Genomic DNA, 20,264 nt, shown 5'->3' with positions numbered 1-20,264 from the left:
CGTTCGACTCACCGGCGTGTCGTGGCGAATATCATGAGGCGGATTATCAGATTTTCTGGTTACTTTTAGATCTATGCGTCAGGGGCCCGGTCCCCGTGCGACCGGTTGCGAGGAGCCCCATGTCCGAAGGACGTCCGTACTCCGCCCCGACGCCGCCTCCGGTCCCGGCCCCGCGCCGGCCCGCCGCGCCCGCTCCCCGGTCGCCCTCGACCGCGGCGGCACCGCGCCTCGAACCGGAACCGACCACCGCACCCTCCGACGCGAACGGACCCCGCGGCGGTTCCGGCCGTCCCGGGGTACCCCGCGGCGGTTCCGGTCGTCCCGAGGTACCCCGCCAGGCCACCGGGCCGGGCCCGGCCGCGTACCCGCACCCCTCCGGGCGGCCCGCCCACCACCGGCCCGCGCACCCCGCGCTCCACCGGGCCCGGACCGTCAAGGCCGTGGCCGCCTGCGCGGCCGCCGCGGCCGTCGGCATGCTCGTGCTCCGCGGCAACGAGGCCTACGCCGCGCTCGACGCGCCCACCGGCGCCGACTCCCGGCTGACCACCGCCACCGCGGCCGGCACCCCCGACCCGGGCCGGGTGCTGCAGATCGTCGCGCACCCCGACGACGACCTGTACTTCATGAACCCGGACCTGCGGTACTCCATAGCCGCCGGCCACCCCGTGACCTCCGTCTACCTCACCTCCGGCGAGGCCGACGGCATCAACGCGGGCGCCGCCAAGGAGGCCTCCACCCCGCCCAACAAGCCCGCCTACGCCGAGGCCCGGCAGAACGGCATCCGCGCCGCCTACGCCAAGATGGCCACCGGCGACCGCAGCAGCCCCTGGAAGCGCAACGTCGTGGCGACCAAGGGCGGCGGCCACGCCGAGGTCGACGTCCTGGAGGCCAAGCCCGAGGTCAGCCTCGTCTGGCTGCAGATGCGCGAGGCGGGCAACGTCTACGGGGACGCCCCCGACAGCCTTCACGGCCTGTGGGACGGCAGGGTCGCGCGCCTGGAGTCGATGCTCGCCTCCGGCACCCCGGTCAAGCAGCGGTTCACGTACACGAAGGAGCAGGTCGTCCGGACGATCGAGGGCGTCCTGGAGACCTACCGGCCGACGACGATCCGGATGCAGGACCCGACCCCCGGCCGCTTCCCGGACACCAAGCGGTACACCGACCACCAGGACCACTTCTACGGCGCCCGGTTCGTGCAGATGGCCGCCGAGAACTACGCCCGGGAGGTCAAGGACCGCCCGCACTTCGCCGTGCAGAACTACGTCGGCTACTTCAACAGCTCCCTCCCCCTCGCCCTGGACCCCGGCGAGGCCAAGGAGAAGCTGGACATCCTGGACACCTACGCCTGGCTCGACCGGCAGAACCACTGCGGCAGCGAGGCCGGCTGCGGTGACCTCAAGGTCGCCGACCACCCCTCCGGCAACCGCTGGACGGACTCCATCAACTACGCCCGCGACACCAGCACCTCCTGGCTGACCTCCGACCGGGACCACGGCCTGTGGGCCTTCAAGGTCCTCGACGGCCAGGTCGCCCTCTGGCACCGCGCCGGCCTGATCGGCAGCTGGAGCGGCCCCCGCCTGCTCCCGGGCACCGGCATGGACCAGGGGATCTCCACCGTCACCCTGCCGGACGGCCGGATAGCCGCCTTCGGCACCCGCACCACCTTCGGCGCCCGGCCCGCCGACTACCGGCGCGAGGTCGTCTACGCCGTCCAGCGGGACCCCGGCTCCGAGGAGTTCGGGGAGTGGCAGTCCCTCGGCACCCCCGAGGCCGCCGACGACACCTGGACCTCCGACATCAGCGCCCCCGCCGTGTCCGTCGACGGCACCGGACTCGCGGCCGTCTACGTCCGCGACGGCGCCTCCGGTCTGCGCGGCCGCGCGCAGCGGGCCGACGGGAGCTGGGGCCCCTGGGAGAACCACGGCGGGACCGACCTGCACGGCACCCCGGCCACCGCGACCGACGGGGCCGGACGCCGGATGGTGTTCGCCGCCACCACCAAGACGGTGATCGGCTGGACGCAGCCGGAACCGGGTGCACCGCTGGGCCCGGCCACCCATACCGGACTGCCCGACACCACGCTCCCGCTGACGGCCGAGGCCCGCGAGGGCGGAGTACGGCTGTGGTTCCGCAAGCCCGGTTCCGGCAACGTCCGCACCGCCCTGATGACGGGCGAAGGCGGCCTGAAGGTGAACAACCTCACCGACCTCGGAGGGCTCCAGGGCTTCGGTTCGGTGACGGCGAGCGGGCACGTGCTGGCCGGCCGCACGGCGGGCGGGCGCCTCGGCTCGGACGTGGGCATCGGACAGCCGTGGCAGCGCTCGCCGCTGATGTTCGCCGGCGCACCGTCCAGCACGATGACCGGGAAGAACATGGTCAGCCTGGCGGTGGTCGGGCTCGACGCGCGCCTCTACGTCACCTCGTCGGCGGACGAGGCCGACGCGTACCTGGCGCCGTGGCAGCCGGTGGGCCCGCGCAGCACGGCCCCGTAGCACATCACCCGGAGACATCCGGGACGGGCAGCACATAAGCCGCATAACGCCTCCAACACCCCATCCCGGGGTGTTGTTTGCGTTCCGGGCCCGCCAACCACGTCCACGATCCGGGCACTTGCGCACGTCCGCACCCGCACCGTGCAGCATCACAACCGGTCATTTCCGGAAAGCACGCGTCATCGGCGAAATCGGTGAACCAACTCCCCCGTTTTGGCCTCTCATTGACTGCACAGCGGTTCTTCCTGCCCGTCCGGAACGACCCCGAGGCGTGACCGATGCCCGTATCCCGCCGCCGTTTCCTCCTCGCGGCCGTGGTGCCCATGCTCACCGTGGGCGCCTCCGGCGCACTCTCCATCGTCTCCGGCCGGCAGACCTCGGCCGAGGCCACCCAGAACGACCGGCCCGGCCGGACCCCGGTCCTCCCCGCCAGCACCACCTCCGGCACGGTGGTGCAGATCGTCGCGCACCCCGACGACGACCTGTTCTTCATGAACCCCGACCTCAGCAGGTCCCTCCTCGCCGGCCTCCCGCTCACCACCGTCTACCTCACCTCCGGCGAGGCCGACGGCCGCAACGAGGCGCACGGCGGCCAGGCCAGGGACCCCGAGCAGCCCGCCGACCGCGCGCGCTACGCGGAGGCCCGGCAGAACGGCATCCGCTCGGCGTACGCCCAGATGGCCACCGGGGACCGCACCAGCGCGTGGACCCGTACGGTCATACCGACCGCGGGCGGCGGACAGGCGGAACTGGACGTCCTCGTCGCCCGGCCCCGCGTCAACCTCGTCTGGCTGCAGCTGCGCGAGGCCCGCAGCCCGGCCGGCGACAACCCCGACAGCCTGCGCGGCCTGTGGAACGGCCGGATACCGGCGCTCGGCGCCCAGCTCACCACCGGTACCCCGGTCCGGCAGTCGTTCACGTACACCAAGGACCAGGTCGTGGACTCGATAGCCGGGATCCTGGAGCGGTACCGGCCGACGACGATACGCATGCAGGACCCGACGCCGAACCGGTACGCGGACACCGGCAAGTACACCGACCACCAGGACCACATGTACGGCGCCCGCTTCGTGCAGGCGGCCACGGCCGCCTACGCCGAGCGCGTCTCGGACCGGCCGCGCTTCACCGTCCAGAACTACCTCGGCTACCACAACGGCACCCTCCCCCACGCCCTGGACCCGCAGACCGCCGAAACCAAGATCGGCTTCCTGAAGACGTACGCCTGGCAGGACCGCACCGACTACTGCGGCAGCCCCTCGGGCTGCGGGGACCGCAAGGTGGCGGGCAGCCCCACCGGCCGCAACTGGGCCCAGTCCCTGCGCTACGCCCGCGCCGACACCACCTCCTGGCTCGTCGAGGGCACCCCGGGCCGCCTGTGGGCCTTCGCCGCGCTCGACGGCCGGATGGCGCTGTGGTCCCGGGACCCGGCCGGGACCTGGACCGGGCCCGCGCTGCTGCCGGGCACCGGCATCGACCCCGGCGCCACCACCGCCCGCCTCCCCGACGGCCGCGTCGCCGTCCTCGCCACCCGCACCACCCTCGGACCCCGGCCGGCGGACTACCGGCGCGAGGTCGTCTGCGCCCTGCAGTCCGCGCCCGACGGCCCCTTCGGCCCCTGGCAGTCCCTCGGCACCCCCGAGCCGGGAGACGAGCCCGGCACCTCCGCCATCAGCGCCCCGGCGGCCGTCGCCGACGCAGGCGGGCGCCTCACCGTCTACCTCCGCGACACCCACCGCACCCTGCGCGCCCGGGTCCAGCAGCCGTCGGGCGCCTTCGGCGACTGGGAGCGGCTGGGCGGCGAGGACCTGCAGAGCGACCCCGTGACCCTCACCGACGCGGCCGGGCGGCGCCACGTCTACGCCACCACCACCACGTCGGTCCTCGCCTGGACCCAGCCGTCCCCCGGGGCCCCGCTCACCGGGCCCCACCCCACCGCCCTGCCCGCCACCACCGTGCCCCTCTCGGCGGCCCGCGACGGCGCGGGCGTCCGCCTCTACTTCCGCCGCCCCGACTCCGGGGTGGTACGGACCGCCCTGGTCACGGCCGGTCCGGGCGCCCCCCAGGTCACCGGCCTCGGCGAGTCCGGCGGCCGGGCCGGCTACGGGGCGGTCGCCGCCGCGGGCCGCGCCCTGACGGGCCGCGCCGACACCGGTACGGTCGCCACCGCGGCCCTCGGCGGGCCGCCCGCCCTGACCGAGTCCCGGATGCTGTACGCGGGCGCCCCCACTGCGGTCCTCGGCCCCGCCGGCACCACGACCACGGCGGTCCTGGGTCTGGACGCCCTGCTCCACACGGCGACCACCCGCCCGGCCGCACCCCCCGCCACCTGGCATCCTGCCGTCGCCCCGGCCCCACCGTCCTGACCTCCCGGCGGGCAGGTGCACCCCACCTGCCCGCCGATATCCTGGAGGGAGCATCGGGGGCTTCTCCGCACGGAGGGCAGCACGATGAACCGGCACCGCCTCCTCACGCTCCTGGCCGCCCCGCTCCTCGCCGCCCCGGCCGCCACCCCCGCCTTCGCCGCCCCGGCGGCGGCCCCGCCCGCGGCCGCGTCCTGCGAACTGGTGGCGACCGGGGAGGGCGGGCAGGGCGGGGGCACCTCGTACACCCTCGTCCTGGAGGGCTTCGACCCGGGCCAGTCCGTCACGATCAACGGCCCGCGCACCAGCCAGCGCACCCGGATCGGCGACGAGGGCTCCCTCCAGCAGGACAACGTCCGCTACGGCAGGTACAGCGTCGGCTTCAAGGCCGGCGGCTCCGGCCACGGCACCCGCATCGACTGCCTGACCCCGCCCCGCCAGAAGCCGGACCGCGGCGGCGGCAAGCAGGGCAAGGTGCAGGTCACCCGGGTCTCGGTCGCCACCCTCACCAAACCGGGCACCACGGTCGACTGCTCCAAGCCGAACAGGGCCGAGTTCGACGGCAAGATCAGCGGCACGGGCAAGGGCGACGTCCCCTACTTCTGGACCTTCGCCTCCGGCTCCGACCCCATCGGATCGGGCAAGGCCCACTTCGACCCCGGCATCGAGAGCGTCTCCCTCTTCAAGGTGGTCGACCTCCCGCCCACGGTGAACGGCGACCCCCAGATCGGCTTCGTCACCCTCCACGTCCCGTCCGCGAACCTGACGGGCCGCAGCGACCCGGTCACCCTCACCTGCGCGAAGCCCTGAACCGACTCCGGGCCGCCGGGGCTCCGTCGTTTCCTGTCGATCGGCCTATTCAAACCATGATCACCCTGTAGCCTGTGAAGCTATCTGGCGACCGTCCCATATTCGGATTTATTCGGGGCGATGCCGCGCTTTTCTTCATTTGATCAGTTCTTCAGGTGAGGGGTACAAGTTGGCCGACGAGCTTCCTTTTTCCTACCAGGAATTCAGCGACTGGTACGACGCGCACAGGAAAAAATACCTGGACACCGCCCGCGATGCCGCCGCACGAGCACTCTCCGAGTATCTGGAAGACAGCCTGAGCGAGATGGAAGGCGCCCGTGTGCGGATCACCGGACGGAGGGTCAAGAGCAAGGCCCGAACCTGGCGGAAGCTCAGCCTCCCAAAATACCGGGATTCAATTCAACGCTTGGGTCAGATTCCAGAGATCATCGATGACCTGGTCGGACTTCGGATCACCTGCAACAACCAGTCAGACGTCTCCAGGGTGAAAGAGCTCATCAGGGCGCTTCCCGTCGCAGGCGGAGCTTTCGAATCGGTCCTCACTCAAGAGGAGCAGTCCTGGAAGGACTATGCCGCCGCCCCGAAGCCCAGCGGCTACAGGGCAGTTCACGTGAACCTCCAGACCGCGATCTCCCTGAGTGTCGAGTGGCACCTCGTGACGTGCGAGCTGCAAGTCAGGACGCTCCTCCAGGACGGATGGGGGGAACTGACGCACGAAGACACGTACAAGCCGGGAAGCGAGCCCCCCGCCCTGGTGAGAACCCTCAGCAAGAGGATGGCCGACCTGCTGGCCGCCGTGGACGACATCGCGCAGGACCTCCGAGAGGAACTCGACAGGCTGTCGAGTGTCGCCATCGAGGAGCCGCTGGACGGCACTTCCGAGGAGCCTCAGGAGAAGACCCCGGAGCGGGTCGACGCCGAGGTGGCGAGCGGGGCCGGGTCGCAGGAAGCCGCCAGACGCTACTTGCGCGAGCGCCTGGAGGGCCTGAGCCGCCCGATCGACCTGGCCAGCCTGGCGTGGGAGCTCCAGCGTGAATTCGGACAGGAAGTCAGTCACGGGTGGTTCGGGTTCGAATCATTCAAATCACTCGTGCGAGCGTCGTCCACGGGAGTAACCATCACGGACCGCCCTCCCGCATACGTCATGCCGGCAGACTTCGTCGCATCGGCCGCGGCCGGAGCAACGGCATCCGACACGGGCATTCCGCAGGCAGCGCGCACCCTCAAGCAGGTGGACAAGAACCTCCCCCTGATCAACCGAGAACAGCTGCTCTCCGCCTACGACAGGCTCGCTCAGGCCTCTCGGGAAATCGACTGGTCCGAACAGGTGCTGGACCTCGCCCGGGTGAACGACATGACTCGGCGCGCAAGGCAGGCCGATTTCCCCATCGCCGTCTCGCGTGCTCATCTCGACTACATCACGAAGGGCATTCTCTACTCGAAGAACCTTCGCGGCCCACTGTCGGTCGAGCAGATCAAGAGCCTCTATTCGTCACTGGTCATCAAGCGCGCAGAGAATCTCATGAATCTCGAACAGGATGAGAAGCAAGCGCTGCTGGCCTGGCTCACCTAGTCCGGATACGGCCCGGCCCCGGTGAGGCGAGCAGGGGCGGGCAGCCGAGCGCCGCCGGCCCCTGCTCGCGTTACAGCACCGGGAGGTTCTTGCGGAGTTCGAAGGCGGTGACCTCCGAGCGGTACTCCTCCCACTCCTGCTTCTTGTTGCGCAGGAAGAAGTCGAAGACGTGTTCGCCGAGGGTCTCGGCGACCAGTTCGCTGCGTTCCATCAGGGAGATGGCCTCGCCCAGGTTCTGCGGGAGGGGTTCGATGCCCATCGCGCGGCGTTCGGCGTCGGAGAGGGCCCAGACGTCGTCGTCGGCGCCCGCCGGGAGTTCGTAGCCCTCCTCGATGCCCTTGAGGCCCGCCGCGAGGAGGACCGCGTAGGTGAGGTACGGGTTGGCGCCCGAGTCGATCGAGCGGACCTCGACCCGGGAGGAACCCGTCTTGCCCGGCTTGTACATCGGGACTCGGATCAGGGCCGAGCGGTTGTTGTGGCCCCAGCAGATGTACGAGGGGGCCTCGCCGCCCGAGCCGGCCGTGCGGGAGGAGCCGCCCCAGATGCGCTTGTAGGAGTTGACCCACTGGTTGGTGACCGCGGCCGTCTCCGCCGCGTGCTTGAGCAGGCCCGCGATGAAGGAGCGGCCGACCTTGGAGAGCTGGTACTCGGCGCCCGACTCGTAGAAGGCGTTGCGATCGCCCTCGAAGAGGGACAGGTGGGTGTGCATGCCCGAGCCCGGGTACTCCGAGAAGGGCTTGGGCATGAAGGTGGCCTGGACCCCCTGTTCGAGGGCGACCTGCTTCATGACCAGGCGGAACGTCATGATGTTGTCGGCCGTGGAGAGCGCGTCCGCGTAGCGCAGGTCGATCTCCTGCTGGCCGGGGGCGCCCTCGTGGTGGCTGAACTCGACCGAGATGCCCATGGATTCGAGCATGGTGATCGCCTGGCGGCGGAAGTCCATGCCGACGTTCTGCGGAGTGTGGTCGAAGTAGCCGGAGTTGTCCGCCGGCACCGGGCGGGAGCCGTCCAGCGGCTTGTCCTTCAGCAGGAAGAACTCGATCTCCGGGTGGGTGTAGAAGGTGAAGCCCAGGTCGGAGGTCTTGGCCAGGATGCGCTTGAGGACGAAGCGCGGGTCCGCGAAGGACGGGGAGCCGTCCGGCATCAGGATGTCGCAGAACATCCGGGCCGTCCCGGGGGCCTCGGCGCGCCACGGCAGTATCTGGAAGGTGCTCGGGTCCGGCTTGGCGATCATGTCGGACTCGTAGACCCGGGCGAAGCCCTCGATCGCCGAGCCGTCGAAGCCGATGCCCTCGTCGAAGGCCTGCTCCAGCTCGGCCGGGGCGACGGCGACGGACTTGAGGAAGCCGAGCACGTCGGTGAACCACAGGCGCACGAAGCGGATGTCCCGCTCCTCCAGCGTCCGGAGGACGAATTCCTGCTGCTTGTCCATGCCTTCATCCTCGCAGTTCAGACGATCCGTGCACCACCGCCCCGAAGGACCGGGGGGGCGCACAGTCGGGCCCGCCCAGTATCGCCATTGGTGGTTTCCGCCACATTACGCACCCCCGAAAGCCGATGACACCCCCGCACTGACCACCGAGCCGTCATGAGCATTACCATCTGCGCCCATGGGGGGCTGGGAGCACACGCGGAGCGGGAGCCACGGGCGGCCCGTGCGCCGCGCTGCCCTCCTGCTGCTGATCTCCTTCGGCGTGGCCGCCTGCGTGGCCTTCCTGTGCGCGCGGCCCGCCGCCGCGCACCCACCGCACCCGGGCGGTTCCGGAGCGCATTCCGCGCACGCCGCCTGCGTGTCCCCGTACGACCTGCCGGGCTGCTCCCCGCTGGCCCACGTGACCCCGGCCGTGCTGCCCGCCCCGCCGCCCGCCGTGGCGCTGCCGCAGGACCGGGTGGCACCCGCCGTCCGCCCGGCCGCCGCGGCCGGGCCGGTACGGCCGGACGGCACCCTGGCGCGCGCGCCCGGCCTGTACTCCCTGCAAGTACTGCGGACGTGAGCGCCGCGGCGCCCCGGGCGCATCCACGGCTCCACCACGACACCCCCCTCAGCAGAAGGAACCAGGGCACATGGCCAGCAGGACGTCGGACAACACCTCCCGCCAGAACCGCATAGCCGAGATGCGGCGCGCCGAGAAAGCACGCGACCGGCGCAACAAGTTCCTCGCCATCGGCATCTCCACGGTGATCGTCGCCGGACTCGTCGGCTTCGGGTCGTGGCTGCTGATCGAGCAGAAGCAGAAGGACAAGGACGCGGTCGCCGCGCGCAAGGCGCCCGTGAGCGGCGAGCGCGAGTGGGACGTCAAGAAGCTCGGCCGCAACCACGTCGAGACCCCGGTCAAGTACGAGATGAACCCGCCGGTCGGCGGCGACCACAACCCCCGCTGGATGAACTGCAACGGCGACGTCTACAAGAACCCGATCCCCGAGGTCAACGCCGTGCACTCGCTGGAGCACGGCGCGGTGTGGGTGACGTACAACGAGAAGGCCGCCCCGGGCGACGTCGAGGCGCTCGCCGGGAAGGTGGGCAAGACCCCGTACACGCTGATGAGCCCGGACAAGGAGCAGGCCGGGACGATCATGCTGAGCGCGTGGGGCAAGCAGCTGACGGTGGACAAGGCCGACGACCCCCGTGTGGCGCAGTTCTTCACCAAGTACGTGCAGGGCCCGCAGACGCCCGAACCGGGCGCCGCCTGCACCAACGGGCTGGCCGACAAGTGACCCGTACGTACTGGGCCGCGGGCGCGGCCGTCGTCCTCGCGGTGCTGTTCGCGGTGGGGGCCACGGTCGCCACCGCGAACGGCGGCTCGGGCGGTTCCTCCGCCCCCTCCTCCACTCCGGCGCTCTACTCCCCGGACGCCGGTTTCGCCCGGGACATGGCGGTGCACCACCAGCAGGCGGTGGAGATGTCCTTCATCGTCCGCGACCGCACCCAGGACGAGCCGGTGCGCGGCCTCGCCTACGACATCGCCAACACCCAGGCCAACCAGCGCGGCATGCTGCTGGGCTGGCTGGACCTGTGGGGGCTGCCGAAGGTGCTGGCCGACGAGCCGCCGATGTCCTGGATGTCCGCCTCCGAAGGGGGCGGCGAGCACGCGGGGCACATGGAGCACGCGACCAAGCCCGGGGCGCTGATGCCCGGCATGGCGACCAAGGAGGAGCTGGACCGGCTCGGCGCGGCGAACGGCCGGGACGCAGAGGTGCTCTACCTCCAGCTGATGACCGACCACCACAAGGGAGGCGTCGCGATGGCCCAGGGCTGCGCGGCGCAGTGCCGGACGCCGGCGGAGCGGGCGCTGGCCCAGGGCATGGTCGCGGCGCAGCAGTCGGAGCTCACCCTGATGGCGGACATGCTCAAGCAGCGCGGGGCGGCCCCGCGCGGGTGAACGGCGTACCCGCGGGTCAGTCCGCGGGGTCCGTCGGGGTCGTCGCGTCCGGCGGGTCCGGGGCCTCCGGCGGGGCCGCCGCGTGCTGGAGCGCCCGGGCCACGTGGTCCGGGCGGTCCAGCATGACGAGGTGGCCCGAGGGCTCGGCCACCTCGAAGCGGGCGCCGATCCGGTCGGCGAGGTCCGCCTGGCGGGCGAGCCAGCGCAGGGCCGCGCGGCCGGCGGTGCCGTCGTGGCCGGCGAGGACGGTGGCGGGCGCGGCCAGCGGGTGGTCCGCGCGCAGGGCGAGCAGCTCGGCGGCGGTGTCGGGGTAGCGGGCGTTCTCCAGCAGCGCGCCCTGCCAGACGCGGCCGGAGCGGTAGCAGCGGCGCACGAGGTCCCGCGCGGCCGGGTCCGCGGCCCCGCCCGTCCGGCCGGCCCGTACGACGCCGCGCCGGACCGCGGGTCCCAGCGCGGCCGGGATCCCGGCGGCGGTCACGGCCCGGCCGAGGGCACGGGCGGCGCCGGTGCGCCAGGCGGCGGGCAGCCTCGTACGGGGGCTCTCCTCGACGCTGGAGTCGACGAGGACCAGCGCGGCGGTACGGCCGGGGTGCAGACGGGCGAAGGCCTCGGCGTGGAACCCGGCGAGGGAGTGCCCGGCGACGGTGACGGGGCCGGTCAGACCGAGCGCGTCCAGCAGGGCGGCCATCCGGTGGGCCTCGTCGGCGGCGCCCGTGGGACCGGGCGCGGGGGCGCTGAGCCCGTGGCCGGGGCGGTCGAAGCGGACCACGGTGCGGCCCCGGGCGGCGAGCAGCGCGGCGACGGGGTCCCAGTCGAACCAGGCCAGGGCGAGCCCGGCGCTCAGCACCACGACGGGGCCGCGGCCCTCGACGACCACGTGCAGGGGGATCCCGTCGACCCGGACGAAGGTGCCGGGGGCCGTCCCGGTGTGCGGTCCTCGCGTCGCGTGGGGTCCTCGCGTCATGTGCGGCCCTCGCGGTGCACGGAGTGGGCCAGCACGCCGAGCCAGATCGCCACCAGCAGCACCTGCAGCCGCTGGCCCGCGCCGAGCGCCCACGTGCCGTGCCCCGCGGTGAACAGGGCGATGGCGGTCAGGGTCCAGACGGTGGCGAGGAGTTCCAGGGCGACGAGGGCGGGGCCGAACCGGGCGAGCGGCGCGAGGCGGCCGTAGCGGCGGGCGGCGACGGTGAGGGCCACTATCCCGAGGAGGGCGCCGGTCATGGCGAGGCTGCTGCTGACGGCGTGCGCCTGGTGGGTGGCCGGGACGAGACCGGCGGTCTCACGGGCGGCGCACACGGGATCGACGGTCGGCTGGCAGCTCAGCGGCAGCCAGGCGTCGGCGGCGGTGGCGGCGCCGAAGAGGGTGATGCCCGCCCAGCCGGCGACGGCCCAGGGACCGCGGGACTCGGGGTGTCGCGGCAGGCGCGCCAGGGCGAGGAGGCCGCCGAGGAAGGCGAGGAGGCCGGCGGTGAAGTCGGTGGCCCGGAAGAGGCCGCCGAGCGGCTGGTCCTGGGCGGCGAGCTCGCTGACGTACGTCTCGATGGGATTGACGCCGGTGGAGAACACGACTTCGAGCACCCAGGCGGTGTAGGCGGCGGCGCCGAGTCCGATGAGGACGGCGACGGCCTGCACGCCCCCTCCGCCGGCGCCCTTGCCTCGGCCGGCGCTTCCGGCACCTGTGGGGGCATTCATGCGCATAGTGTGAGTGATCCTCAGCAGATCCGGGGTGGACGCGGGGACTCCTCGCGGGACCGCCGGCCTCCCCGACCGGGAAACGTGCCAGGGTACGGGAGCGTTCCCGGGGCGCCGGGCCCGATCGGCGGCAGTTCGGTCGATTTCCCCCGGGGGCCGGGGCCGGACGGGGTATCCGGTTGGAGGCGGGCGGAGCGCGTGGCAGGCTGGCGCAGGCCCCTGTACGCCGTACACCGCACTTCCGAGGGACTCCGCAAGGCATGAGCACGCCCCCGAACCCGCCCGACCGCCCGACCGAGCCCGAGGGAACGCCGATACCGCCGCCGGGGCCGTCCCTGGCGAAGGCCCCGGCTCCGGCGACGCCCGGGACGACCCCGGCACCCGAGGCGACCGAGCCGCGCCCGGACAAGGCCCCGGCCACCCCGGAGGCCCCCAAGCCCTCCCTGGAAAAGGCGCCCGCCGCCCCGGAAGCGGCCAAGCCCTCCCTGGAAAAGGCGCCGCCCGCCCCCGAGGCCCCCACCCCCTCCCTGGAAAAGGCGCCGCCCGCCCCCGAGGCCCCCACCCCCTCCCTGGACAAGGCGCCGCCCGCCCCCGAGACGGCCCCCGCGGCCCCGGCCGCGTCGCCGCAGCCCGCCCCGTCTCAGACCCCGCCTCCCGCCGCACCCCCGGCCGGGACGCCCGCCGCGCCCTTTGCCGCACCCCCGGCCGGGATGCCCGCCGCACCCCCCGCCGCGCCTGCGGATCCTTGGGCGACCCCGGGCCCCGGCGCCCCGCAGCCCGCGCCCGCCCCGTCGGCGTTCGCACCGGTCACCCCCGTCCCGGCCGCCCCGTCCGCGCCCGACGCGGGGGCGTACGGCGCTCCGGCCAACGCCTGGGCCCCGCCGCCGCCCGGCGGGCACCCCGGCTACGGGGGCCCCGGCTACGGAGCGCCCGGCCAGCCGGGATTCGCCGGCCCCGGCCACCCCGCCCACGGCCACCCCGGCTACGGCCACGGCGTCCCCGGCTACCCCGTCGCACCCGCCGCGCCCTCCAACGGCCAGGCCGTGGCGGGCCTCATCCTCTCCACCCTCGCCGTCGGGGTGGGCCTGGTCCCCTTCGTGTTCTGGGCCGGCGCCGGCATCGCCCTCACCGGCATCGGCATCTCCATCGCCGGCCTGGTGCGCGCCAACCGCGGCGCCCCGCGCAAGGTGATGTCCATCGTCGGCATCGCCCTCGGCCTGCTGGGCCTCGCCGCCACCGTCGGCGGGTTCCTCTTCACCATGGCCATCGTCGACACGTCGCGGGACCGCACCGACCACCACCAGGACACGGACTGGTACGACGACCCCCAGTACGACCCGGAGTACGACCCGGACGCGTCCCCGCGCCCCCGGTCCTCCCCGTCCGGCTTCACCCTGCCGCCCGGCATGCCCTCCACGGGACCCGGCATCAGCACGCCGATCGCGTTCGGCCAGACGTTCACGTACCCGAACGGGATCAAGGTGAGCCTCTCCGTCCCGAAGCAGTACGTCAGCTCGAACAAGTACCTGCCGGTCGGCAACGCGGTGGAGGTGTCCTTCACCATCACCAACACCTCGAAGCAGCCCCACGACGTCATCTACGCCATGCCCAGCCTCACGGACGACAAGGGAGCCGAGGGCAGGCTCGTCTTCGACGGCCGGCTGCCCAAGCGGATCCAGGGCACGATCCAGCCGGGCGAGTCCGCCACCGGCACCGCCGCCTTCGAGGTCCCCGAGGGCACGCGCAGCGTCAGCGCCGAGCTCTCCCCCGGCATCCTGATGCCGGACGCGAAGTTCACCGGACCCGTCGGGTGACGCATCCGACCCTGTGAAAGCACCCGGGGCCCAGGACATCGCGTCAGAAAGACGATTACACTGGGCCCCGTGCCTCAACTACGCCTCGCTCTGAATCAGATCGACTCGCACGTCGGCAACATCGCCGCGAACGCCGACTCGGTCGTCCACTGGACCCGGCACTCCGCCGAGCAGGGCGCCCATCTGGTGGCGTTCCCGGAGATGGTGCTGACCGGGTACCCCGTCGAGGACCTCGCCCTGCGCGGTTCCTTCGTCGAGGCCTCCCGCGCCGCGCTGCGCGACCTCGCGCGGCGGCTCGCCGAGGAGGGTCTCGGCGAGCTGCCGGTCGTCGTCGGTTACCTCGACCGCACCGAGAAGGCCGCGCCCCGCCTGGGCCGGCCCGCCGGCTCCCCGGAGAACGCGGCCGCCGTACTGCACCGGGGCGAGGTCGTCCTGCGCTTCGCCAAGCACCACCTCCCCAACTACGGCGTCTTCGACGAGTTCCGCTACTTCGTTCCGGGCGACACGCAGCCGGTCATCCGGGTGCACGGCGTCGACGTGGCGCTGGCCATCTGCGAGGACCTCTGGCAGGAGGGCGGCCGGGTGCCCGCCACCCGCTCCGCCGGGGCCGGGCTGCTGGTCTCGATCAACGCCTCCCCGTACGAGCGGAACAAGGACGACCTGCGCCTCGAACTGGTGCGCAAGCGCGCCCAGGAGGCCGGCTGCACCCTGGCGTACCTGGCGATGATCGGCGGCCAGGACGAGCTGGTCTTCGACGGCGACTCGATCGTCGTGGACGCCGCCGGCGAGGTCATCGCCCGCGCCCCGCAGTTCTCCGAGGGCTGCGTCCTCGTCGACCTCGACCTGCCGGCCGCGCGGTCCGACGCCCCGGAGGGCGTCGTCGACGACGGCCTGCGCATCGACCGCGTGATCCTCTCCGAGGAGCCGCCGGCCCCGTCCGAGGCGGTGGTGGCCGGCGGTTACGCCGACCGCCTGGACGACGACGAGGAGATCTACGACGCGCTCGTCGTGGGCCTGCGCGCCTACGTCAAGAAGAACGGTTTCCGCTCCGTCCTGATCGGCCTCTCCGGCGGCATCGACTCCGCCCTCGTCGCGGCCATCGCCTGCGACGCGATCGGCGCGCAGAACGTGTACGGCATCTCGATGCCCTCGAAGTACTCCTCGGACCACTCCAAGGGCGACGCGGCCGACCTGGCCGAGCGGACCGGCCTGAACTTCCGGACCGTCCCGATCGAGCCGATGTTCGACGCGTACATGGGCTCGCTGGGCCTCACCGGCCTCGCCGAGGAGAACCTCCAGTCCCGGCTGCGCGGCACCATGCTGATGGCGGTCTCCAACCAGGAGGGACACATCGTGCTGGCCCCGGGCAACAAGTCCGAGCTGGCCGTCGGCTACTCCACCCTCTACGGGGACTCGGTCGGCGCTTACGGCCCCATCAAGGACGTCTACAAGACGGACATCTTCCGGCTCGCCGAGTACCGCAACCGGGCCGCCGCCGAGCGCGGCGAGACCCCGCCGATCCCGGAGAACTCGATCGTGAAGCCGCCGAGCGCCGAGCTGCGCCCGGGGCAGGTCGACACGGACTCGCTGCCGGACTACCCGGTGCTCGACGCGATCCTGGAGCTGTACGTGGACCGCGACCAGGGCCTGGAGGCGATCGTCGCGGCCGGCTTCGACCGCGAGCTGGTCGCGAAGACCCTGCGCATGGTGGACACGGCGGAGTACAAGCGCCGCCAGTACCCGCCGGGCACCAAGATCTCGGCGAAGGGCTTCGGCAAGGACCGCCGCCTGCCCATCACCAACGGCTGGCGCGAGCACGCGTAGCTCCTGCGCCCGTACGTACGCAGAGGGCCCCGGCCGCTCCCGAGAGGAGCGGCCGGGGCCCTCTGCGTGGACCGGGCGACGGGCGACAGGCGACGGGCTACGGCCGGACGGTCAGCCGGGCCGCCACCGGGAGGTGGTCGCTGCCGGTGCGGGCCAGGGTCCAGGAGGCCTCCGGCTTGATGCCGCGCACCATGATCTGGTCGATCCGCGCCATCGGGAACTGCGCGGGCCAGCTGAAGCCGAAACCGTGGCCGGCCGCGCCCTGGGTGGAGCGCATCTGCGAGGTGACCTCGGACAGGGAGCGGTCGTTCATGGTGCCGTTGAGGTCGCCGAGCAGGACGACCTTCTTCAGCCCCTCCGAGGCGAGGGCCGCGCCCAGCGCGTCGGCGCTGTTGTCGCGCTGGTTGGCCGTGAACCCGGCGTTGAGCTTGACGCGCACCGACGGCAGGTGGGCGACGTAGACGCCGACCTCGCCGAAGGGGGTGGCCGCGGTGGTGCGCATGGCGCGGGTCCAGCCGAGGCGGATGTCGACGGGCTTGCTGGAGGTCAGCGGGTACTTGCTCCACACGCCGACGGTGCCCTCGACCGCGTGGTACTTGTACGTGTCCGCCAGGGCCTTCTCGTAGACGGGGACGGCGTCGCCCGTGAGCTCGGTCAGGGCCAGCACGTCCGCCCCGGACTTGGCGACGGACGCGGCGGTGCCGCGCGGGTCGGGGTTGTCCGCGTCGACGTTGTGGGTCGCGACCATGAGGTTGCCGCCGCCGCCCGACTTGTCGGTGATCAGCCCGCCGAAGAGGTTCACCCACACCACGGCGGTCAGCAGTATCGAGATCAGCGCGGTGGCGGACTTGCGGACCACGGCGGCGACCAGCAGCAGCGGCACGGCCAGGCCCAGCCAGGGCAGGAAGGTCTCGGTGAGGCTGCCGAGGTTCCCGATGTCGTTGGGCAGCTCCGCGTGGAAGATCATGATCAGGGAGATCAGCGCGGCCAGGGCGGCGGTGACGATCCCGCGCCGCCAGATGCCCCGGTCGTGGCGCAGCCCGGCCAGTCGGCGTCGGAGACGGGATCCGGAGGGTCCGGGCTCTGCGCCGCCGTTCCCCGTCTCCGTCATGTACGCCTGTGCCATGCCATGTCCTCGCTGCCGTGCTCGCGCTCCGTCTCCGCCCCTTGACCCTAGGCGATGTACGGAGCCTTCCGTGCCGTCCTCGCGGCCGTACGACCGGGAGGACGAACGGCCGTGCGGCAAGGGTTCCGCTTGTCACGAAACGCGCACATTGGCTCGTGCGCGCCCGGAGGCGGGCCAGGAGTGTGACGTACGGGTCAGCGCGTCGGAACCCGGCCACTTCCGCGCACGGCGCCGAGGGTGCCACCATGGTGGGTGAGTCCGGGGACGCCGTGAGGGCGCCTCGAGATGACACAAGGAGCAGTTGCAATGACGCACGCCGTTTCGCCTGCCCGCGAAGCCTCCTCCCCCACCCTGTACGGAGGTGCGGGCACCCGGCGCATCACCGTCCGCGACCTCGCCCTCGCCAAGGAGCGCGGCGAGAAGTGGCCCATGCTCACCGCCTACGACGCCATGACGGCGTCCGTCTTCGACGAGGCCGGCATCCCGGTGATGCTCGTCGGTGACTCGATGGGCAACTGCCACCTCGGCTACGAGACCACCGTCCCCGTGACGATGGACGAGATGACCCTGCTGTCGGCGGCCGTCGTACGGGGCACCAGCCGGGCCCTGATCGTCGGCGACCTGCCCTTCGGCTCGTACCAGGAAGGCGCCGTGCAGGCCCTGCGCAGCGCGACCCGGCTGGTCAAGGAGGCCGGGGTCGGCGCGGTCAAGCTGGAGGGCGGCGAGCGGTCGCTGGCCCAGACCGAGCTGATCGTGCAGTCCGGCATCCCCGTCATGTCCCACCTGGGCCTGACCCCGCAGTCCGTGAACGCCATGGGCTACCGGGTGCAGGGCCGCAGCGACGAGGCCGCGCACCAGCTGCTGCGCGACGCCAAGGCAGCGCAGGACGCGGGCGCGTTCGCGGTGGTCCTGGAACTGGTCCCGGCCGAGCTGGCCGCCGAGGTCACCCGGTCCCTGCACATCCCGACCGTCGGTATCGGCGCCGGGTCGGAGTGCGACGCGCAGGTCCTGGTGTGGACCGACATGATGGGCCTGACCGGCGGGAAGATGCCGAAGTTCGTGAAGCAGTACGCGAACCTGCGGAGCACGATGACGGACGCGGCGAAGGCCTTCGCCGAGGACGTGGTCGGCGGAACGTTCCCGCAGCCGGAGCACGCCTTCCACTGAGTCCGCCGGGGCCGCGCGGCCCCGCCGGGTGGTGACCGACGGCCCGCCGACACGACGTCGGCGGGCCGTCGGCTTCCCGTCGGTCACCTGTCGGTCGGCTGTCGGAGCTTTGTCAGCGGCGGGTGGTCCCATGGTGGACATGACGCGAAACGACAACGCTCCCCACGCCGTGGAGGTCCGGGGACTGGTCAAGCACTACGGCGAGACCAAGGCCCTCGACGGGGTCGACCTGGACGTGCGCGAAGGCACCGTCCTCGGTGTCCTCGGCCCCAACGGGGCGGGCAAGACCACCCTGGTCCGCTGCCTGTCCACCCTGATCGTCCCGGACGCCGGCACCGCCCGGGTCGCGGGCTTCGACGTGGTCCGCCAGCCCCGGCAGCTGCGCCGCACCATAGGCCTGACCGGCCAGTACGCCTCGGTCGACGAGAAGCTCTCCGGCTGGGAGAACCTCTACATGATCGGGCGGCTGCTGGACCTGTCCCGCAAGGACGCCCGGACCCGCGCCGACGAGCTGCTGGAGCGGTTCTCCCTGACCGAGGCCGCGAAGAAGGCCGTGATGAACTACTCAGGCGGCATGCGCCGGCGCCTCGACCTGGCGGCCTCGATGATCGGCCGCCCGGCCGTGCTCTACCTGGACGAGCCGACCACCGGCCTGGACCCCCGTACCCGCAACGAGGTGTGGGACGAGGTGCAGCGGATGGTCGCCGAGGGCGCCACCGTGCTGCTCACCACCCAGTACATGGAGGAGGCCGAGCAGCTCGCGAGCGAGCTGACGGTCATCGACCGCGGCAAGGTCATCGCCAACGGGAAGGTCGACGAGCTGAAGGCGCGCGTCGGCGGGCGCACCCTGCGCATCCGGCCGGCCGATCCGGCCGACCTGCCGGGCATGGCCCGCGCCCTCGCCGAGACCGGGCTGGACGGCGTCGCCGGCTCCCAGGCCGTCCCGGACGAGGGGACGCTGCTGGTGCCGATCCTGGCCGACGAGCAGCTGACCGCCGTCGTCGGCCTGCTGGCGGCCCGCGGGTACGCCATCTCCGACATCGGCACCTACCTGCCCAGCCTCGACGAGGTCTTCCTGTCCATCACCGGCCAGAAGCCCAGCGCCGAGGACTCCCTTTCCACCGAGCAGACCGAGGAGGTCGCGGCATGAGCACCGTAACCACGACGAAGCCCAGCACCCCGGCGGCCTCCCCGGCCGCCGGGCCGCCGCACCCGGCCGAGAGCCGGATCGGCCTGCGCGGCAACCTGCGGCACATCGGCGCCCTGGCCCGCCGCAACGTCCTGCAGATCAAGCAGGACCCTGAGTCGATGTTCGACGTCCTGTTCATGCCGATCATCTTCACGCTGCTGTTCGTGTTCGTCTTCGGCGGTGCGATCTCCGGCAAGGGCAACCAGGGCGAGTACGTCAACTACGTGGTCCCGGGCCTGATGGCGATGATGGGCATGAACATCGCGATGGGTGTCGGGACCGGGGTCAACGACGACTTCAAGAAGGGCGTGATGGACCGGTTCCGGTCCATGCCGATCGCCCGCTCCTCGGTGCTCATCGCCAAGATCGTGGTCGAGCTCGGCCGGATGATGGTCGCCATCGCGATCCTGCTCGGGATGGGCTTCCTGCTCGGACTGTCGATCAAGTCCTCGGTGCTGGACCTGTTCCTCGCCATCGGGCTGTCGGCCGTCTTCGGCGCCTCGCTGATGTGGATCTTCATCCTGCTGGGTCTCACCATGAAGACCGCCCAGGCCGTGCAGGGCATGGCGATGCTGGTGCTGATGCCGCTCCAGTTCGGCAGCTCGATCTTCGCCCCGCCGACGACGATGCCGGGCTGGCTCCAGAGCTTCACGGACGTCAACCCGCTCTCGAACCTGGCCGACGCGGCCCGCGGCCTGATCAACGGGACCCCCCTCGGGAACTCCGTGTGGATCACCCTGGCCTGGTCGGTGGGCCTCACCGCCGTCACCATGCCGCTGGCCGTCCGCAAGTTCCGCCAGAAGACCTGATCCGGGCCGGCCGGTCCGTTCGGATCGC

Annotated in this window: 16 protein-coding genes; 12 read left to right on the top strand and 4 right to left on the bottom strand. The window is 72.3% G+C overall.

From position 1 onward, the window contains the following. The first annotated feature begins 119 nt into the window (after positions 1–119). From OG295_RS24360 to OG295_RS24345, 4 genes are all read left to right on the top strand, one after another. Complete coding sequence (locus OG295_RS24360; RefSeq protein WP_371678797.1) at positions 120–2,492, top strand: PIG-L family deacetylase; 2,373 nt, start codon at positions 120–122, stop codon at positions 2,490–2,492. A gap of 278 nt (positions 2,493–2,770) precedes the next feature. Next, complete coding sequence (locus OG295_RS24355; RefSeq protein ID WP_371678796.1) at positions 2,771–4,855, top strand: PIG-L family deacetylase; 2,085 nt, start codon at positions 2,771–2,773, stop codon at positions 4,853–4,855. An 84-nt stretch (positions 4,856–4,939) separates the two neighbouring features. Next, positions 4,940–5,662: a hypothetical protein gene (locus OG295_RS24350; RefSeq protein ID WP_371678795.1), complete on the top strand. Its 723-nt coding sequence runs from the start codon at positions 4,940–4,942 to the stop codon at positions 5,660–5,662. A 169-nt stretch (positions 5,663–5,831) separates the two neighbouring features. After that, complete coding sequence (locus OG295_RS24345; protein ID WP_371678794.1) at positions 5,832–7,235, top strand: GTP pyrophosphokinase family protein; 1,404 nt, start codon at positions 5,832–5,834, stop codon at positions 7,233–7,235. A gap of 70 nt (positions 7,236–7,305) precedes the next feature. On the opposite strand, the gene OG295_RS24340 is transcribed toward OG295_RS24345, so the two are convergent. Next, entirely contained in the window at positions 7,306–8,667 is a 1,362-nt protein-coding gene (locus tag OG295_RS24340) for a glutamine synthetase family protein (RefSeq protein WP_266838733.1), read from the bottom strand. A gap of 223 nt (positions 8,668–8,890) precedes the next feature. Here OG295_RS24340 and OG295_RS24335 point away from each other — a divergent pair, with 223 nt between their 5' ends. The 3 genes from OG295_RS24335 to OG295_RS24325 all read left to right on the top strand — a co-directional run bounded on the left by OG295_RS24335 (position 8,891) and on the right by OG295_RS24325 (position 10,615). After that, positions 8,891–9,229, top strand: a complete 339-nt coding sequence (locus tag OG295_RS24335; protein ID WP_371678793.1) for a hypothetical protein — start codon at positions 8,891–8,893, stop codon at positions 9,227–9,229. Positions 9,230–9,299: 70 nt separating this feature from the next. Continuing rightward, on the top strand, positions 9,300–9,950 hold the full coding sequence (locus tag OG295_RS24330; RefSeq protein WP_371678792.1) for a DUF3105 domain-containing protein: 651 nt from the start codon (positions 9,300–9,302) through the stop codon (positions 9,948–9,950). Next, complete coding sequence (locus OG295_RS24325) at positions 9,947–10,615, top strand: DUF305 domain-containing protein (protein ID WP_371678791.1); 669 nt, start codon at positions 9,947–9,949, stop codon at positions 10,613–10,615. The genes OG295_RS24330 and OG295_RS24325 overlap by 4 nt, the downstream gene beginning before the upstream one ends. A 16-nt stretch (positions 10,616–10,631) precedes the next feature. Here the strand turns inward: OG295_RS24325 and OG295_RS24320 are convergent, their stop codons facing one another. Then, on the bottom strand, positions 10,632–11,579 hold the full coding sequence (locus tag OG295_RS24320; RefSeq protein WP_371678790.1) for an alpha/beta fold hydrolase: 948 nt from the start codon (positions 11,577–11,579) through the stop codon (positions 10,632–10,634). Beyond that, on the bottom strand, positions 11,576–12,307 hold the full coding sequence (locus OG295_RS24315) for a DUF998 domain-containing protein (protein ID WP_371678789.1): 732 nt from the start codon (positions 12,305–12,307) through the stop codon (positions 11,576–11,578). Before OG295_RS24315 ends, OG295_RS24320 begins: the two co-directional genes overlap by 4 nt. Positions 12,308–12,567: 260 nt before the next feature. Here OG295_RS24315 and OG295_RS24310 point away from each other — a divergent pair, with 260 nt between their 5' ends. After that, positions 12,568–14,121, top strand: coding sequence for a DUF4352 domain-containing protein (locus OG295_RS24310; protein ID WP_371678788.1), 1,554 nt, complete (start codon positions 12,568–12,570; stop codon positions 14,119–14,121). A 69-nt stretch (positions 14,122–14,190) separates the two neighbouring features. Beyond that, the gene (locus OG295_RS24305; RefSeq protein WP_371678787.1) at positions 14,191–15,945 is read left to right on the top strand and encodes an NAD+ synthase; all 1,755 of its coding nucleotides are present in this window, start codon (positions 14,191–14,193) and stop codon (positions 15,943–15,945) included. 97 nt (positions 15,946–16,042) lie between these two features. On the opposite strand, the gene OG295_RS24300 is transcribed toward OG295_RS24305, so the two are convergent. Then, positions 16,043–17,071 (bottom strand): endonuclease/exonuclease/phosphatase family protein, encoded by a 1,029-nt coding sequence (locus OG295_RS24300; RefSeq protein WP_371678786.1) that lies wholly within the window; start codon positions 17,069–17,071, stop codon positions 16,043–16,045. A 306-nt stretch (positions 17,072–17,377) separates the two neighbouring features. Between OG295_RS24300 and panB the strand changes: the two genes are divergently transcribed. The 3 genes from panB to OG295_RS24285 all read left to right on the top strand — a co-directional run bounded on the left by panB (position 17,378) and on the right by OG295_RS24285 (position 20,236). After that, a complete protein-coding gene (gene panB, locus OG295_RS24295) occupies positions 17,378–18,238 on the top strand; it encodes a 3-methyl-2-oxobutanoate hydroxymethyltransferase (protein ID WP_266838742.1) in 861 nt (286 codons plus the stop codon). Between the two features lie 139 nt (positions 18,239–18,377). Next, positions 18,378–19,388 carry an ATP-binding cassette domain-containing protein gene (locus OG295_RS24290; RefSeq protein ID WP_371678785.1) on the top strand — a complete coding sequence of 337 codons (1,011 nt, stop codon included), beginning with the start codon at positions 18,378–18,380 and terminating at the stop codon, positions 19,386–19,388. Continuing rightward, positions 19,385–20,236 (top strand): ABC transporter permease, encoded by an 852-nt coding sequence (locus OG295_RS24285; protein ID WP_371678784.1) that lies wholly within the window; start codon positions 19,385–19,387, stop codon positions 20,234–20,236. The genes OG295_RS24290 and OG295_RS24285 overlap by 4 nt, the downstream gene beginning before the upstream one ends. The last annotated feature ends 28 nt before the right edge of the window (positions 20,237–20,264 follow it).

The organism is Streptomyces sp. NBC_01276, from assembly GCF_041435355.1.
GTDB lineage: Bacteria > Actinomycetota > Actinomycetes > Streptomycetales > Streptomycetaceae > Streptomyces.
This window is presented reverse-complemented; position numbering and strand designations above follow the sequence as displayed.

Coding starts and splice junctions, on each gene's coding strand:
- OG295_RS24300 (WP_371678786.1), bottom strand. CDS start 17,071: ATGGCACAGGCGTACATGACGGAGACGGGGAACGGCGGCGCAGAGCCC.
- OG295_RS24340 (WP_266838733.1), bottom strand. CDS start 8,667: ATGGACAAGCAGCAGGAATTCGTCCTCCGGACGCTGGAGGAGCGGGAC.
- OG295_RS24315 (WP_371678789.1), bottom strand. CDS start 12,307: ATGAATGCCCCCACAGGTGCCGGAAGCGCCGGCCGAGGCAAGGGCGCC.
- OG295_RS24290 (WP_371678785.1), top strand. CDS start 18,378: ATGACGCGAAACGACAACGCTCCCCACGCCGTGGAGGTCCGGGGACTG.
- OG295_RS24350 (WP_371678795.1), top strand. CDS start 4,940: ATGAACCGGCACCGCCTCCTCACGCTCCTGGCCGCCCCGCTCCTCGCC.
- OG295_RS24310 (WP_371678788.1), top strand. CDS start 12,568: ATGAGCACGCCCCCGAACCCGCCCGACCGCCCGACCGAGCCCGAGGGA.
- OG295_RS24285 (WP_371678784.1), top strand. CDS start 19,385: ATGAGCACCGTAACCACGACGAAGCCCAGCACCCCGGCGGCCTCCCCG.
- OG295_RS24355 (WP_371678796.1), top strand. CDS start 2,771: ATGCCCGTATCCCGCCGCCGTTTCCTCCTCGCGGCCGTGGTGCCCATG.
- panB (WP_266838742.1), top strand. CDS start 17,378: ATGACGCACGCCGTTTCGCCTGCCCGCGAAGCCTCCTCCCCCACCCTG.
- OG295_RS24320 (WP_371678790.1), bottom strand. CDS start 11,579: ATGACGCGAGGACCCCACGCGACGCGAGGACCGCACACCGGGACGGCC.
- OG295_RS24360 (WP_371678797.1), top strand. CDS start 120: ATGTCCGAAGGACGTCCGTACTCCGCCCCGACGCCGCCTCCGGTCCCG.
- OG295_RS24330 (WP_371678792.1), top strand. CDS start 9,300: ATGGCCAGCAGGACGTCGGACAACACCTCCCGCCAGAACCGCATAGCC.